Raw genomic sequence first — 16,460 nt, forward strand, 5'->3', positions numbered from 1 at the left:
GACGGTAGAATAGCTTCTAAGTCTAAGTCAGGGGATACGCAATAAAGCATGAAGAAGGTGCCGAGCTGGTCTCGGCACCTTCTTTATGATTTATTCTTTTTTCACCGTTGCAAGAATATCGCTTTGGAAGCTGGCTATGCGCACCGCTGTCGTATTGTCAGTCGCAAGATCCGCCATCCATTTCCTCCGAGGCGAGCACGGCAGTATACATCGCCCTCAATACCGGCTCGAACCGCTCGAACGTATAAGGAAGCCCGGAGATCTGCGAGATCCGGCCCCGCGCAGCATCATGAAGATGGTCGTAAATGCCCCAGGGATCGTCATACTCGGCGGCCGGCGGCACAACCGGCTGCTTCGTGCCTCCGTGCGGAATGAATGATACGACGCCGCATTGGCGCTCGATCGTCCCCCGCGTTCCCTCCAGACGGATATCCCCGAGGAAATCGGTCGGCTCCGACCGGGATCCCCAAGCCGTCATGTAATGCAGGACGTAGCCTTCGCTCGCGGCTGCCTGCACGGAAGCGAACGAACGGGAAGAGACAGGCGCCCATGACAGCCGGCGGGAGCAGGCCTGCAAGCGGGACGGATGGAAGCCGAGCCAATCGTGGAGCACGCTGAAGTGATGATACGACAGATCCTCCAAGACTCCGTGCCGGTAGGACGCCATCCAGTCCAATTGTCCGCCTTCATGCATGGGAAGCACGCAATTCCAGGCGACATACGCAATGTCTCCGGCGGCCTCCTCAAGCAGAAGCTGCTTGATAGCCCTTGCATCGGCCAGGTGCCGGTAGAATTCTCCGACATAGAACGTCCCGCTGCTTGCCTTCGCCATGCGGCTTAAGGCGTCGACGTCCTCCATCGAGCGAAGCCTCAGCTTATTGACGATCAGATCGATTCCGCTCTCCAGCACCAGCCGTTCGGCGTCGAGCGTGTTTTTGCGGAAGTTAGGCACGGTAATCGCCGCTGCCTCCGGCGAGCACGACGCGAGGGCCGTTCGAATATCGGCGAATTGCGGATAACGCGTCAGCCAGCAAGCGTCCTCCTCCGGGAGCGCGTCGCGCTCTCCGTACAAATCCACGATGCCGACGACCTCGATATACGGCTTAGCGTACCACTTGCCGAGCGACTCCAGGCCGATGACGAGCAGTCGCGTTGCGACGTGCGATTGCTGCGAGTTCGAATCCGAATACATGCCATGCGCCTCCTGTCAGATGTTAGCCGAGATTCGCGTACCAGTCCTCGATTATGTCCCAGAAGTCCTCAGGAACTTCGGCATGCAGCGCTTCCCATGTCCGGTGCAGCTCGCCTGGTCCGGAAGGGCCCGTGAGCGTAAGGTCGATCGACGGATAGCGCATCGGAAACTGCAAGGCTGCCGCAAGCAGCGAGATGCCGTGCCTCTGGCAAAGCTCGTACAATTGCACGGCCAGCCGCTGCCGCCGGAGCTGCTCCGCGTCTGCCGCCGAGATTTGGATATCCCGGGGATCGCTCCCGGTCAACAGACCGAAGAGCAGCGGGCTCCCGTGGATAACGCCCACTCCAAGGGCGCGGGCAGCCTCGATGGTATCGGACGCGCTGCGGTCCAGAGGGGAGTAATCCGAGTAGGTCAGAATCGTATCCGCAACGGAAAGCTCCGCTCCGGCACGCAATACGTCATGGGAACGGGTCGCGATGCCGATTCTGCGAATTCTCCCGCTTCTTCGCTCCTCTTCCAATAGCTCGAGCACGCCGTTGCCCGCCGCCATGGCGTCGAATTGCCCGCGGTCGATATCGTGCAGCTGGAATAAATCCACGTAATCCGTCTGCAGCCGCTCCAGGCTGTTCGAGATTTGCAGGCGAAGACGCTCCGCGATTTCCCGGGGAGGAAGATCTCTCGCGATCTGGGATTTGGTGGCAAGGAAGATCGATTCGCGCGGCACGCGTCGAACGAATTCCCCGACGACCCGCTCGCTGTCGCCGTAGGCGGCGGAGGTATCGTAGTACCGGAAGCCGAGCTCGTGGCTCGTCCGCAGCATCTCGATTTCCCGGGCTAAGCCGTCGTTATTGCCGTCGCCCGCCGACCTGCCGAGCCATGCGCAGCCGATTCCATAAGGAAGCGGCTGCGCGCGTTCGCCCCAAGGCAGGTAACGTTTAACGGCCTCGCTGAACCGGAGCTCGTCTAGAGACATTTCCCCACCTCCCGATAGGTTCCGCGAAGCCTCAGCATGGGCTGGACTCCCGGGATGGATACGCGGAATAAGACGGCTTGTTCACGAAACGCTCCATGTCGAGGCGGATCAGGAGGCGGCAGCCGGGCTCCAGCGCGATCCGCAGGAAGCGGTCTCCGATCGGCAGGCGCTGCTCCGATCGTTCGCCTGCATCTTCGCTTCTCGCCTCGTAGACGGCTTGAACGAAGCGATGCTCGCCGAATCCGCCGGCCTGGACCGTCAAACTCCGTTCTTGCGCGGCATGCAGATTGACCAATTCGAGGTCGATGCCGGCGGAGTCGATTCGCTTGACGAGCGCCCCGACGTCGGGCGGCAGGCCGGGACGGCCGTTCGCTTCGTCGAAGTACCGTACTTGAAGGAAGGGGAGACCGCCGTTATAGACAGGCATGGCGCCGCCGGTCGTCAACTGGACAAGGCCTTCGACGGAGAGCGGATTGCGGCGCTGCAGATAGGCGTCGGTATAGGTGGCCGGATCCTGCCGGTCTTCGCGGACGAATTGGATGCGCTCGTACACCTGACCGAGATTATAGGCGAGGATTTCTTCGGGATAGTCGTCGTACTCGCCGTTCACGTAAGCGACCCAGGCGGCTTCGTGCCCGGCCTGATCCTTCAGATTGCGATGCCGAAGCACCTGATTCCAGTCGGCCTTTTCTTCATTGCGGGTCCGCAGCAGACGCTGCATATCCTCGGACTGCTGCGAGATCGCCCAGATCAGCGCCGGGTGCTTGGACGATTCCGGGGCGAACTCGAACCAGCCGTCCCTGCTCAGCACGCCGCCGGCATCGTCCCGCAGCTTGCCGTTTGCTTCATGGGAGTAGACCGCGCCTTCATCGCCGAATTTATTCGGCAGGTGCATGACGCCGTCGACGAGCATGCCCCGCTGGGCAAGCATGTCAAGCTGCGACCGAATGAAGCCGAGATGTTTCGTATCCTGCATCAGCAGCGACCTGTTCTGAGCGGCGACGGCGACGGAGTCTCCCATGGATTCCCAGCCGTGCGGCCATGTCCAGCCGTAATAGCCGCCGTACCATTTGCCGTCCATCGTCTCGCCGACGATATTGCCGAGGCCCACGTTGTCCGGGATGATGCCGCCGTTCTGCCGCGTCCGTGCCTCCCAGCCGTCGACGTAGCGATCGACCCAGGCTTGATAGCGCTCATCGCCCGTCAGCAGGTATGCGTTCGCGATCAATGTCGTGGCGGAGAGGTTGGACGGCACGTCGCCCCGCGACATGCGCGAGGCCATCGTCTCGCCCATGCGCTGCGCCTTGACCGGATCCTTGACGTCCGCTGCCCGCGCGATGCCGGGGACATCGCTGAACGGGAGGTTATAGTGCACTTTCCATTCCTCGAACGACCAGGGCTGGAACGGGTAACCCGCGAAGTTGCGGGAGGCTTCCCCCATGCTGCCGCTGAAGGCGCTCTTGATGAGGTTCAGCTCGGGATCGTAGTTGTCGGCTCTGGCGTTCTCGTTCATATAGAAGCCCGCGAAGCGCCGCGCGCGTTCGATCGACAGCCCGTTCGCCGGATCCGCCATGCAGAGCAGATAGAAGAACAAGTAGCCTTCGCTTTGGTGAAACCAGTCGTAGCCCTGCTCGTATTCGTCCACGACCATGGGGTGGCCGTGACCGGTCTCGTAGCGGGTGAATTGTTTGGTTATCGCTTCGAATTCCCGGACGGACAGCGCAAGGAACCGCTCATGGCCTCCCAGCATATAGAGCAAGGGCCAATTGTAGAAGCTCTCGTACGCGTCGTCAAGCGCATCCACGCCGACATACGCATCGTCGACCGGCCACAGCAGCTCGCCGTTCGGCCGAAGGTAGCGTTCGAGCAAGGGGTCGATGGCATCGTTCATGACTTGGAACAGGGTGCGCTGCAGCATAGCCCACTGCGGCGGGTTTTGGAACGGGATATTCGCCCGAATCGATTTCATTTTGTCGCTCCTTTCTCGGATAGGCATAACGTGAAGAGAGGCCAGGCTTTCGCTTGGCCACTCCGCAATAGGCGTGCTGTTATTTGGAGGATTGCTTGGAATAAAGGTCATTCGCTTCCTGCGTCAATTGCTTGCCGCCGTTCGCGTCGAACCACTTCAGATAATCGTCGTAAGCGGTAATCGGCGCATCTCCGATGACGATCTTGATGAAGGTCTCGTTCCATTTGTCGACGAGGCGCTGCTCGGTCGTCGGCGTGGACGGCAGCGCCAGCGCGAACGTCACGTCCGGCTTGCCGGCGTACATGTCTTTCCATTGCTTGACCAGGTTCGGATCCATGAACTGGTTTACCAGATCCGGCGCGCCGAACGGACCGAAGATGCCGCGTGCGCCGAGCGACCTGCTTTCCGCCGAGGTTTCCTTGTCGTACGGAGCGGTCAGAGCGGGAACGCCGCTCGCGACGGAATAGGATTTGCCTTCTTCGCCCCACTGGGTCATTTTGTAGAACTGCTCGTCCGTCGAGACGGCATCCATGATTTGCAGGATTTTGTCCACCTTGCCCGGATCGTCCTTCAGCTTGGCGGACAGGGCGACGAAGTTCTGGCGTTTGCCCCATGACCAAATGCCGGAAGCGCCGTTAGGGCCGATCGGAGCGGCGGTATTCAAGTACTGCACCTTCGGAAAAGCCTTCTGAAGATCATCCGGCGCGGAGGAAGCGATCTCGCTGAAGCCCTTGGACTTCAGGACGATGCTGCCCGTCTTGTACTTGGCGTCGGCTTGCTGCCCTTTGTCGGTTACGAACGCCGGATCGATGTATCCGGCTTTATACCATTCCGCCAACTTGGCGAGCGCTTCCCGGGTGCCGGGCAAGGTTTCGCCGCGGGCGACCGCGCCGTTCGCATCGAGCTGCCAGGAAGCGGGCATGGAGCCGTAAGCGCCGAACAGCCAGGAGAACTGCAGGAACGGGGCTTGGATATCGGCAGCCGAGAACATGTACAGATTGCTTAATGACGGATTCGTCTGGGCGATGATATCCTTCTTCTTCGCGGCGATCTGCTTGAACGCTTCGTCGTATTCCGCGATCGTCTTCGGAGCGGCCGTAATTCCGGCGGCGTCCAGCACGTCCTTGCGCCAAGTCATGGCACTGTCCCATGGCACGATCGTCAGGTATTGCGGAATGGCGTAATTCTTGCCGCTGCTGCTCGTCAGTCTCCACAGGTTCGCATCCGTGGCATCGACCGCGTCGACGACATGCGGCATCTGGGCGGCAAGCAGCTCCTTCGGCAGCTCCAGGATGGAGCCCGTGTTCGCGAGCGCATTCACGTCGGCAGGATCGGCCAATCGCATGACGTCGGGCAAATCGTTGGAAGCGGCCATCAGCTTCAACTTATCCATGTTGGCATTGACGATCGTGATCTTGACGTTGAATTTCTTCTCGAGCTCTTGCTCCACATAGCTGTCCGGGGCGGTCTCAAGCTGGAACGACCCGTGCCATTTAATATCGTACACCTTGCTGTCATCCGTTGCGGCAGCCGTTTCCGTTGCCGCGTTCGCGCCGGAATTGACCGTCTCCGGATCTGACGAATTGCCGTTCTGCCCGCAGCCCGCGAGCAGCGATGCGCTGAGGACGGCCGCGGATCCGACGATGGCGGCTTTCTTTACTAACTTCTTCATTGTGTGACCCCCTGTGGAATGTTGGTTGCATCGGTCTTGACAACTGCAATGTATCAGAGCGGTTCGAAGGAACGATAGTGTCCATTTCTTCACATCCATGCTGAATTAACGGTTTGCCCGCGGAAAATGGCATTTGGCCATTCAGACTGCGTTTGAGCACTGGCTGCAACCGCGGAATTGCCGGCGATCAGCCCTTCAAGGAGCCAAGCGTGACGCCTTTGACGAAATAACGCTGCACGAACGGATAGATAATCAATGTCGGCAGGATCGAGACCAGGATGACGGTCGCCCGAAGCTGCTCCGGGATCAGGCTTTGCTTCGAGCTCTGCATGACGCTGGTGAAGGACTGCATGTCCAAATTGACGATATACTGGCGCAGGACGACGGGCAGCGTATAGAGCTTGGAATCGTTCAAGTAAATAAACGGGCTGTACCAGTCGTTCCAATGCGACACGGCCAGAAACAAGCCGATCGTGGCGAGCACCGGTTTGGACAGCGGCATGAGGATGCGGAAGAAGACGGTCAAGTCCCCGGCTCCGTCGATGACGGCCGCCTCCTTGATCTCGGCGGGGATCTGGCGGAAGAAGGAGATCAGGATAATCATATAGAAGGCCGACGTAATGCCCGGTATCCAGAGCGGAAGCCACGTGTTCATGAAGCCGAGGTTATTGTACAGCAGGTAGCTTGGAATGATGCCGGCCTGGAAGAACATCGTCAGCGTGATGAGCATGGTCAGCGTTTTGCGGAACGGGTAGTAAGCAACGGTCAATACGTAGGAGGCCATCGCGATCAGGATCAGTCCGCCTACGACGCCGACCGCCGTCACCTCCACGATATTCTTGTAGCTGTTCCAGAATAAGTCGTCCCGCATCAAGCCTTTGTAAGCATCGAATTGAATGCCACGGGGATAGAACATGAATCCGCCTCTTCCCGCGGCGACGGGATCGCTGAGGGAGAGGGAGAGAATATGCACGAACGGGTAGATCATCGTGAGGCAAAGCAGAAGCAGGAGACCGTAATTGAGAACATCGAACCCGCTTAATTTCTTGAATTCCATTCTATCATCTCCTTACCATAATGAGTTTTCGGAGTCGCTCGTTTTGCGAACGATATAATTCGAGACGAGCAGGAGAATCAGACCCACGATGCCCTTGAACAAGCCCATCGCGGTCGTGATGCTGTATTGCATCTGCGTGACGCCCATGCGGAGCACGAACGTGTCGATGACGTCGGCGACCTGATAGACCTGCGGGTTGTAGAGATTGTAGATCTGATCGAGATTCGCGGACATGAGCCCGCCGACTTGAAGAATGAAGGTAATGCCGATAATGGGCATGATGCTCGGAAGCGTGATGGAGAACATCCGCTGGAACCGGTTCGCCCCGTCCATGATGGCCGCCTCGTATAAGGACGGATTAATGCCGGCGATGGCCGCGATGTAGACGATGGAGCTCCAGCCCATGGTCTTCCAAATGTTCGAACCGATCAGCAGTTCGATGAAGCTGTCGTTGTTCGTCAGGAAGTTATGCGTGGACGCTCCGAGCGAAGCGAGTACTTTATTGACCAGGCCGTCGATGGAGAACATCATGAGGATAAAGCCGGCCATGACGGTCCAGGGCAGGAAATAGGGCAGGTAGGTGACGGTTTGGACGAACTTCTTCAACGTCTTGTGCTTGAACTCGTTCAGAAGCAGCGCGAACACGATGGACGACGGAAACACGAACGCGAGGTTCAATAGGCTGAGCACGACCGTGTTGCGGATCAGCCTCGTCAGGTCGGGATAGGTGAAGATCATATGGAAGTTCTTCCAGCCGACCCAAGGGCTGTCCCAGATGCCTTTGCCGATGTTGTATTCCTTGAAGGCGATGACGAGCCAGGTCAGCGGGAAATAGTTGAACACGAGATAGGCGATCAACACGGGCAGGATCATGATCGTCAGCTGCCAATATTTGAAAATGTCCTTCGCCGATTTAAGAAGACCCGCGTTTCTGCTTCTGCTCTCCGATCGATCTTTCTTTCTTGCATGAACGTCATTCGCTTGCGCGAATCGATTGTCTGTCCGCTCCATAGGCGTCCCCCGTTTCTAGTCAACGTGATATGGACCAAGCGTAGCATGCGATGCAACTCGGAAATAGTGACTTATTCCGATTCAATGGGCCGATTGCGGCGCTTTGTCGAATTGCCCGTCCAAGACTGTCCGATCCGCTCCGGAATCGTCGGGCGGCGAACGAGACGGGAGGAATATCGGGATTGAGCAGAGAGAAGATCGCAAACATGCGATCAGGCAAACTAAAAGCCGCTCCGCATTACGGGAGCAGCTCGCCATGTTTCGGCTATTGCCGGTCGCTTAAAGGTTCGGACCATCGCTTGAAAGCTTCTTTCTTCCGGAATTCGCCCGGCGTCAGGCCGGTATGATCCTTGAACAATCGGTAGAACGCCCGCGGATTCGTGTAGCCGACCTGGAGGGAAATCTCGTTGATGCTGGTCGTCGTCTCGAGCAGGTACGCCTTGGCCTTCTGGATACGGATGCGCACGATCTGCTCGCCGAGTCCGATGCCGGTAATCGTCTTGCAGATTTTGCTCAGATGCGTGGGGTGCATGTGCACGTTCTCGGCGAGGGACTCCAACGTAATGTCCTTGTCGATGTTGTCCTGGATGTACGCGAGCAGCCGGTCGATGAGCTCTTGGTGCAGATAGCTCTTCTTGTTGTCGAGCTTCTCGAACAAGGCGCGCGCCAGCCGGAGCATCTCCGTCTCCATGTCCTCCATCGTGGTGATCTGGCTGACATTGTCGTTATAGCGAAGATTCTCGCCGAATACGTCCGAGAGCGGAACGAAGAACTCGTTGCAGGCATCCGTCAGGCAGGCCATGTACTGCAGGAAAATAAAGTGCAGGTCGGTCTGCGTGATGCCGATATGCGAGACCTTCTTGATAATCTGGTCAAGGAAATCCTCGATTTTGCTCCAGTCGTTCATGCGCAAGTAGATTTTGAGCTGTTCTTTGTATTCCGTCCACTGCAGCGTGTTCGCGTCGAAATACGAGCCGCGGCCGGCGGCGGCAACGCTGCCGTAACTCGTAATGCTGCCCTTGCCGAAGTAGACCTTGTAAGAATTCGCGACGATGGCCTGTTGGTATAACGAGTGGATTGCATCCAATCCGGGCCGTACCTCGCTGATGCCGATGCTGACCGATACCGAGAGATAGTGGGCCATTTGAAGCTGCGCGTGCTTGCACACTTCTTCGAACCGTTTGGCTTGCGCGGCTGCGCCCGTAACCTGGCCGGCCAAGCTGAGCAGAACGACGATTCGGCTCGTATCCGTCCGGCATGCGGCGGCGATGCCGGCTTCGCGGAAGATTTCCTCGGCGATATTCTCCATCGCGTAGAGCATCAGGTCTTGCTCCAGCTTGGAGAACTTGGCTTCGAGGCCGCCGCTCTCCTCCGCCTCCAGCAGAATGACGGCGAAATCGGGGCCGGGCAGCGACATTCTGACGTTATCGGGCACTTGAAGCGAGCGGAACTCGGCCGTATTGCCGGCGAGGAGATAGGACAGCTGCCGCTGCTTGAACAGCGTCTTGTGGGAACGGATGGCGTTCATATAGGCGTTGTTCTCCCCGTTCAGCCGCGTGAAGAGCTGCTCCAGGTAATTATAGTCGTTGATCGACTTGCCGGCATGCGAGCCAGGATCGCCCACCAATTGCCGGATATAGCGCAGCAGGTTGCCCATCGGCGAATAGATGTTCTTCGTGCCGAGCCATGCCGCGAGCGCCCCGAAGAGGCTGAATGCCAGACAGAGCAGCAGAATGCTCCAAAGCAGAATGCGATTATTTTTGGTAATGAACGTTTGAGGGATGGCATAGTGGTACTTCAATCCGGACAGCTCGGAGGCCGTCGTAATGTCCAGGTAGCTGCCGTCGTTATTCCCGCCGGCTATCGCCTCGTAGATGTCGGGCCGCTCGGTCGTCAGCAGATCCCCGTCCCGGTTGGTCACGAACAGGTAGCCGCCTTGCCCTTGTTCGGCGTTCTGCGCGCTGCCGATTTTGGCCAGGTCGATGTCGATGACGATATACCCGGGTGCTCCGCTGGTTACCGGCGAATGCACGACGTAAGAGAGGGTAGCCTGCCCGTTGCTGGCGGTACGCTTGAAAAATTCGTTCAGCAGGACGGGCTTGTCCGCGTTCTTCAGCATATCGAGCAAGCGCGGGTCGGTAAATTCGCCAAAGGCGTAGATGGATCCGCTGTCGGAGGAATAAAGCTTCTGCGACTCGATATCCACGAGGTAGAAGTTTTTGATCCAGTTTTCATTGGCGACTTTCTTGCGCTGCAGCGAATTGTATAAGTCCATGACCTTGTAGGTGCGCGGAGCTTGCCGGATCGTCTCCTGGTAGGAATTGGAGTTGAGCAGCAGCTCGTAGATAAAAGCCTGCATCTGCTCGAACATGACGTTCTGCGTCGTCAGCGTCTGATTCAGCAGCTGCTTGCTGTAATTCCCGGCCTGATGTTTGGCATTCGTGATGGACACCTGGTACGACAGGAAGCTGAACACCAGGATGGGCAGGATCGAAATCGCCAGCAGGAGAAGGAGCAGTTTAGTATGACTATGTTGAAACCAGCGGCGTTTTGCCATCATTGACGTTCCTCCATGCAGCACGGATAGCTGCTCGTTCGTTCGCTATTAATGATAGCGCAATCGCGGATCGGGAAGACAGGGGCTTTTTCCGACGAGACTGCTTAAATCACGTCTATTCGTTCCGCGGAGCCGTAAAATCGCAAAAACATGAAACAATCAGTTGGATGAAAGCGCTTTATGGATTATCGTGTAAAAGGCGGCTGAAGGGTAGTCGACCCGGCGGAGGGAGGCGCGGCAGCAGACCGGGAATCCAAAAGCAGCGATGCCAAATGCATAGGATGGGGTGGTTCATTATGTTCATGCAAGCAAGATCCGCATATCGAAAAGTCGTGCTTCCGTTATTGGTTATCGTTCTTATCGCTGTATCGTCCGCGGCGTCATTGCCGACTGCCTATGCTTCAGGGGCGCCCGTCATCTTCAAGATCGCGGACGGCGTCAAGCCGGGCGAGATCCTGTCCGTGTTCGGCGACGGTTTGACGGGCACCGTACAAGGGAAATTCGTCGAGGCCGACGGCCGGATCGTAACGCCGGTGCAGGGAGACGGCGCCGGCCGATACGCCCGTTTCGCCATGCCCGACGATCTGGCCGCCGGCGTCTACTCGTTCAAGGTGTCGAACGACAATGGCGCCACGTGGAGCGCCGCGCTCGAATTGAACAAGGCGGATCCGCAGTGGCTCTCCGATACCGGCGCCTACCCGGGCATGAGCCTGAAGCTGATGGGCAAAAACCTGGATGCTTCGGAATACGGCGGCAGCCGGAACACGTCGGTTCGACTCGTGCCTGCCGGCGGCGGGACCCCGGTCAGCGTCGTGCCGTCGGACGTTACGCCGTACGCGCTTTCATTTACTGTACCTGCTTCGCTGCCGTTAGGCAATTATTATGTCGAAACGAACGCGAACTCGGCGGGCATCGGCAATCAATGGGTACGGCTGGCGAAGAACGGTTCGGGTACGCTGCTGCCCGTCGAAGCCGCGCCGTCGGATGCGACCGCTCTCGGACTCGGCGTCTCGTGGGCGAAGAATTTCAATTGGAGCAGCACGTATAACGTCGCCGCGTACGGCGCGACGGGCAATGGGACGACGGACGACACGGCCGCCATCCAGAGCGCGATCGATGCGGCGTCCGCGGCCGGCGGGGGCATCGTTTATTTCCCGAACGGGACGTATGCCTTCCTGAAGATTCAGCTGAAGAAAGGCGTCGTTCTGAAGGGGCAGAGCAATACGGGCGCGATTCTCAAATTCAACAGCAGCTCGTCCTCGTCCACGGAATACGTGGCGATACAAGGCGTGGGGACAGGTGCCGGCGACGGCTATCAGGGCATCGCGAACCTGAAAATCACGGTCAGGGCGGATCTCAGTCCTTCGCTGAATTTTCGCCTCGTCAACTTGGGCGGGGATTACTCGCCTTCCGACGCGAGCCATTCATGGCCGCCGCTCATGTCGGATCTGAATTCGAGCAACTTGTTTCTTTACAATAATATCGTGGACGTGCCGTTCGGCAGCGCATCGTGGAAAGGCATTTATATTTTCGCCGCGGGCCCCGTGCTGATCGCGAACAACAAGCTGAGCCTGAACAATCCGCTCTTCGCCAACTATATCAAAGCTTACGGAACCATGCGCGACAATGAAGTCGACTACGCGCAGGGCATCGTCTCCTTCAGCTCCGAGAACAATCTGTTCACGGGCAACACGCTGACGGGACATGTCGTATCCGGCGTTACCGATACGCTCTCCGGCAAATTCACGAGCACGGCGGTCGGCTATAATATTACGCATATGTACATCGCGAACAATACGGTCAAGAACATGAACAATCATCCCGGCAACGACGGGGAATCCTTCTCCTTCGACGTGCCGGGCTACCTGACCGGCGGCAGCGTCGTATCGGCCGGCAGCGCGAGCGCGGTCGTGTCCGACGATTACAATCAGGCGTTCACCGCGACGGGCGACATCGGGAATAACGAATGGCAGCTGCTCGTCCTGGACGGCAAAGGCATGGGGCAGCTGCGGACGGTTACCGGCTTATCCGACCTTGGCGGTACTCCTAAGCATTACGCCGTCACGCTCGATCGCCCGTGGGACGTCGTTCCCGACGGCACGAGCCGTTATTCGCTCTCCAGGCTGCAGGCGGGCGTCATGGAGAAGAACACGATGACGGATAACGACGGTCCAGCCGCCCAGCTCTACTTCAACACGTACGATATGACCGTCGCCGACAACACGGCGACGAACACGCAGGGGATCAACGTGTACGGCATCTACCAGAACACGGTCTCTTACTACGGACAGCTGATGCCGAGCTTCTTCGCCAACGTGAAGCGCAACCACCTCAGCGGAAAGTCCTACCGGCACGGCACTTCTTTCATCGGCGATCGCGCGGAGAACGGATACGACAATGATTCGCGCTACGCGGCCGGCTTCGTCATGAACAACGTGAAGGACGGCATTACGGGAGGCGCTTCGATTCTGGGCTCCCTGTGGCAGGGCAATGCGGTTAGCAACAGCAAGTACGGTTTCGGTATATCTCCGAGCGTATCGGGTGCTTATATTACGGATACGACGTTTTCTTCCATATCGATGCAAAACGTCCTCGATAACGGGACAGGCAATATCGTCGTGACGGACGGCGCTCCGTCCGGCACTTCCTATGAAGCCGAATCCGGGTCCAACACGCGGACGGGAGCCGCGGTCGCGAGCGCTTGTACGGCATGCTCGGGCGGCAGCAAGGTCGGTTATATCGGCAACAACAACGGAACGCTGCAATTCAACGCGATCAACGTGCCCGCGGCCGGCCTTTATGCCGTTCATATCGACTACTTGAGTTCGGATGCGCGAACGGCGCAAATGAGCGTTAACGGGGGGACCGCGGTCGAGCTCGGTTTCCCGCCGACCGGAGGGTTTGACACGGTAGGCAGACTTGATGCGAACGTCTATCTGCAGGCCGGCAGCAACACGATCCACTTTAGCAATTCGGCATCCTACGTACCCGACATGGACCGGATCGTCGTGGACGGCGCGGCGCAGCTGTCCGCCATTCGCCTCGAAGCCGAACAGGCTGACGCGATGAACGGCGTCAACGTGCAATCGACTGCCGTCGGAGGGACGGACGAAGGGGATTGGCTGCGTTACGACGATGTACCGATGTCGACGGGATACGCGACGTTCGCCGCTCGATACGGGCGGAACGTCGGCTACGGAAGCGGGACGGCGGAGGTCCGTCTGGACAGTCCGACCCGTACGTTGGTCGGAACGCTGCCTACGCCGGATACGGGAGGCTGGTCGACCATGACGGTCGCGACGGCCGCATTGACCGGCGCTAGCGGCACCCATGATCTCTATGTCGTGTTTCCCAGCGGCTCCGGCTCCGGGAACGGTGATTTCGATTGGTTTGAACTGCGGCCGTAAAGCCGAACAATAGCCCGTATAGTCGGACAAGTATAGTCGGACAATAAGACAAAACAGGAGGCCATTCCCAAGCAGCTCATTCGAGCGCTTGGGAATGGCCTCCGATTCGTTACAGGGCAGCAGGGCGACTAAGGTTAAGCGTCAAATCCGGATGCCGCGGCGTTCCAACGTCGTCCGCAGCGTGTCGGCCATAATGTCGTAGCCCAGCACATGGGGATGCAGTCCGTCGTCGGCGAGTTCCGCGCGGAGCTGCTGCGTGCCTTCTAGCAGCAGGTGCGGATGGTAATCGACGTAGATGGCCTCATAACGGATGGCCAAGTCGCGCAGACGTTCGTTGACGGCGATGATCGCCGCGTTGCGGGCGTCGTTCTGTTGGAGCTCGGGGAGGTTCGTAGGCAGGACGGAGCAGAGAATCGGCACGATGCCTCCGTCGCGGGCTTTTAGCAGCATGCGTTCGATATCGTCGACCAAGGCAGGGATGATTTGATCGGCCGTCTTCCGGTTTGCGGTTTCGTCGTCCAAGGCCCAAAAGTTGTTGACGCCGATCTTGATGACGACGTAACGAGGCTGCAGCTGCACGACGTCGGCATCGAACCTGCGAAGCACGTTAGCGGTGATATCTCCGCCGATGCCCCGATTGACGATGAGCCGTTCGCTCCCGAAGTAGGCGTTCAAGTCCCACATATGCGTGATGGAGTCCCCGATGAACACGAAATCGACGGGGAGCTGCTTGTGCAGCAGAATCTCGTTGCCGATATCGAATTCGCCTCTGCGGCTATCGGCCGCCGCGCCGTCTCCGAACAAGCCTGGCTTAATTACGTTAACGCGTTCAGCATTCATGTAGGCTGCCCTCCGAATCGTTAATGGAAAGGATGATCGCGACAAGCATTCCATGCTCGTCGCTCCTCTCTACCATTAAAGCCCATTCCGAGATAAATGGGAAGCGTTTTACAATACGTTCCATGCGCTTGTAAATTAGGCTGCTCGAAGAGCGCGGTCACAGACGGGCGCCAGCTCAGGCGCTTGCCTCGCTCCGCTGCGCTTCTTCCTTCCGCGCCAGTCTGCCGGCTGCTCCGAGGCGGAAATAGCCGAAGGCTCCCGCGGCCATCACGGCGGCGACGGCGACGCCGGCCGCACCGATCCATGTAATGGCGGTCAGCGAGCTTCCCTCCACGATGACGCCGCCGATGCCGGCTCCGGCTGCCATGGCGAATTGCAGGACGGAGCTGTTCAGGCTGAGCATGATGCTCGTAGCCCCGGGAGCCAGCGTGATGAGATGGTACTGCTGCGTCGGGCCCGACGACCAAGCGGAGAAGGACCACAGCATGAGCAGCGGAAACATGAGCGCCGGCGAATGGGCGGCGAAGGAAATGACGATGAGCCATACGGCGTGCAGGAGCATGCCGCCGACCAGCGTCGGCCGATAGCCCCACTTGTCGGTGCTGAATCCGCCAAGCTGAGAGCCGATCAGGCTGGCGACGCCGAAGGCGAAGAGCGCAATGCTGACGGTGCTGCCGCTCATGCCCGTAATGTCCAATAAGAAAGGAGACATATACGTATAGGCGATGGAGTAGCCTCCGATCCAGAAGAACGTAATGCCGAGGCCGATGGCGATTTTGGGATTCGTAAGGAGCAATAGCTGCTGACGAAGCGGCACGGGCTGTTCGTTTTCCGTCTTCGGAATCGCGGTCGCGATGAGCAGCAGCGCGAACAGGCCGAGAAGCGCGATGGCGCCGAAGACGGCCTTCCAATCGTAGACGGAAGCGGCAAGGCGGCCAAGGGGTACGCCGACGATGAGCGCGGTGCTGAAGCCCATGACGAGCGTCGCGATGGCGCTGCCCTGTTTCTCGGGCGGAGCCAGCTTGGAGGCGACGGTCAGCGCCGTGACGACGAATACGCCGCTGCTGAGCGCCACGATGACGCGGGAAACGATAAGGGCGCCGAAGCCGGGGAGCACGTAAGCAGCGGCGTTGCCGACGACGAACACCGCCAGCGAGTAAAGCATGAGCTGCTTGCGGCCGACCCGGGACGCGGCCGCCATTAGAAACGGCGTTCCGAAACCGTACGCCAGGGAGAATACCGTAATCAATTGACCGGCGGCGGCCACCGAGACGCCGATATCGGTCGATACTTGGTCTAAGATACCCGCAATGATAAATTCCGATGTACCGACAAGAAAGCTTACGATGGCAAGCATATATATTTTCCAAGCAGTAGACATTCTCTCCAGCTCCTTTTGACAAGCTATTTTTATATTTCTAAGTTTATCGAAATAATGAACGAAAAAAAAGCTACGCCAGCAAATAAGGGGCGTATTTCAACGCGATCTCCTTGTTGACGCTGTAATAAATGTACGTGCCGTCCTTGCGCAGCGAGAGCAGTCCGCAGTCCGTGAGCTGCTTCAGATGGTGAGACAGCGTGGAACCGGCGACGGATTCGAGCTTGCTTCCAATATCGGAACAACAGAGCGTCTTCTCTTCCGTAAGCAGCATCGCTATTTTGATCCGGGTCGGTTCTCCGAGCGCTTTGTACACCTTCACCGCTTGCTTGATTTCCTCGTTCTCCTCGACCATGGGTTCTCACCGCCTCTTCGCCGTTATTTTCTGCAGTCGATATTTCGAT

11 protein-coding genes are annotated in these 16,460 nt (G+C 58.3%); 1 reads left to right on the top strand and 10 read right to left on the bottom strand.

All coding sequences use genetic code 11. The features are described from left to right. Nucleotides 1–157: 157 nt before the first annotated feature. From AC0YNU_RS12410 to AC0YNU_RS12440, 7 genes are all read right to left on the bottom strand, one after another. Nucleotides 158–1,192 (bottom strand): Gfo/Idh/MocA family protein, encoded by a 1,035-nt coding sequence (locus AC0YNU_RS12410; protein ID WP_475756765.1) that lies wholly within the window; start codon nt 1,190–1,192, stop codon nt 158–160. A gap of 22 nt (nt 1,193–1,214) precedes the next feature. Then, a complete protein-coding gene (locus tag AC0YNU_RS12415; protein ID WP_475756768.1) occupies nt 1,215–2,165 on the bottom strand; it encodes an aldo/keto reductase in 951 nt (316 codons plus the stop codon). Nucleotides 2,166–2,196: 31 nt separating this feature from the next. Continuing rightward, nucleotides 2,197–4,134, bottom strand: a complete 1,938-nt coding sequence (locus AC0YNU_RS12420) for a DUF8034 domain-containing protein (RefSeq protein WP_475756770.1) — start codon at nt 4,132–4,134, stop codon at nt 2,197–2,199. A gap of 79 nt (nt 4,135–4,213) precedes the next feature. Then, a complete protein-coding gene (locus AC0YNU_RS12425) occupies nt 4,214–5,806 on the bottom strand; it encodes a type 2 periplasmic-binding domain-containing protein (protein WP_475756772.1) in 1,593 nt (530 codons plus the stop codon). A gap of 187 nt (nt 5,807–5,993) precedes the next feature. Next, a complete protein-coding gene (locus AC0YNU_RS12430; protein WP_475756775.1) occupies nt 5,994–6,863 on the bottom strand; it encodes a carbohydrate ABC transporter permease in 870 nt (289 codons plus the stop codon). A gap of 12 nt (nt 6,864–6,875) precedes the next feature. After that, nucleotides 6,876–7,874: an ABC transporter permease gene (locus AC0YNU_RS12435; RefSeq protein WP_475756777.1), complete on the bottom strand. Its 999-nt coding sequence runs from the start codon at nt 7,872–7,874 to the stop codon at nt 6,876–6,878. 265 nt (nt 7,875–8,139) lie between these two features. Continuing rightward, nucleotides 8,140–10,434 (bottom strand): helix-turn-helix domain-containing protein, encoded by a 2,295-nt coding sequence (locus AC0YNU_RS12440; RefSeq protein ID WP_475756779.1) that lies wholly within the window; start codon nt 10,432–10,434, stop codon nt 8,140–8,142. A 299-nt stretch (nt 10,435–10,733) separates the two neighbouring features. Here AC0YNU_RS12440 and AC0YNU_RS12445 point away from each other — a divergent pair, with 299 nt between their 5' ends. Further along, nucleotides 10,734–13,838, top strand: coding sequence for a carbohydrate-binding protein (locus AC0YNU_RS12445; RefSeq protein WP_475756781.1), 3,105 nt, complete (start codon nt 10,734–10,736; stop codon nt 13,836–13,838). A 141-nt stretch (nt 13,839–13,979) separates the two neighbouring features. On the opposite strand, the gene AC0YNU_RS12450 is transcribed toward AC0YNU_RS12445, so the two are convergent. The 3 genes from AC0YNU_RS12450 to AC0YNU_RS12460 all read right to left on the bottom strand — a co-directional run bounded on the left by AC0YNU_RS12450 (nt 13,980) and on the right by AC0YNU_RS12460 (nt 16,411). After that, complete coding sequence (locus tag AC0YNU_RS12450; protein ID WP_475756784.1) at nt 13,980–14,678, bottom strand: GDSL-type esterase/lipase family protein; 699 nt, start codon at nt 14,676–14,678, stop codon at nt 13,980–13,982. A gap of 175 nt (nt 14,679–14,853) precedes the next feature. Beyond that, entirely contained in the window at nt 14,854–16,059 is a 1,206-nt protein-coding gene (locus tag AC0YNU_RS12455; RefSeq protein WP_475756786.1) for an MFS transporter, read from the bottom strand. Nucleotides 16,060–16,129: 70 nt separating this feature from the next. After that, a complete protein-coding gene (locus tag AC0YNU_RS12460; protein WP_475756788.1) occupies nt 16,130–16,411 on the bottom strand; it encodes an ArsR/SmtB family transcription factor in 282 nt (93 codons plus the stop codon). Between the last annotated feature and the right edge of the window lie 49 nt (nt 16,412–16,460).

Source organism: Paenibacillus sp. J31P316 (assembly GCF_056269105.1).

Coding starts and splice junctions, on each gene's coding strand:
- AC0YNU_RS12415 (WP_475756768.1), bottom strand. CDS start 2,165: ATGTCTCTAGACGAGCTCCGGTTCAGCGAGGCCGTTAAACGTTACCTG.
- AC0YNU_RS12425 (WP_475756772.1), bottom strand. CDS start 5,806: ATGAAGAAGTTAGTAAAGAAAGCCGCCATCGTCGGATCCGCGGCCGTC.
- AC0YNU_RS12435 (WP_475756777.1), bottom strand. CDS start 7,874: ATGGAGCGGACAGACAATCGATTCGCGCAAGCGAATGACGTTCATGCA.
- AC0YNU_RS12430 (WP_475756775.1), bottom strand. CDS start 6,863: ATGGAATTCAAGAAATTAAGCGGGTTCGATGTTCTCAATTACGGTCTC.
- AC0YNU_RS12410 (WP_475756765.1), bottom strand. CDS start 1,192: ATGTATTCGGATTCGAACTCGCAGCAATCGCACGTCGCAACGCGACTG.
- AC0YNU_RS12455 (WP_475756786.1), bottom strand. CDS start 16,059: ATGTCTACTGCTTGGAAAATATATATGCTTGCCATCGTAAGCTTTCTT.
- AC0YNU_RS12440 (WP_475756779.1), bottom strand. CDS start 10,434: ATGATGGCAAAACGCCGCTGGTTTCAACATAGTCATACTAAACTGCTC.
- AC0YNU_RS12445 (WP_475756781.1), top strand. CDS start 10,734: ATGCAAGCAAGATCCGCATATCGAAAAGTCGTGCTTCCGTTATTGGTT.
- AC0YNU_RS12460 (WP_475756788.1), bottom strand. CDS start 16,411: ATGGTCGAGGAGAACGAGGAAATCAAGCAAGCGGTGAAGGTGTACAAA.
- AC0YNU_RS12420 (WP_475756770.1), bottom strand. CDS start 4,134: ATGAAATCGATTCGGGCGAATATCCCGTTCCAAAACCCGCCGCAGTGG.
- AC0YNU_RS12450 (WP_475756784.1), bottom strand. CDS start 14,678: ATGAATGCTGAACGCGTTAACGTAATTAAGCCAGGCTTGTTCGGAGAC.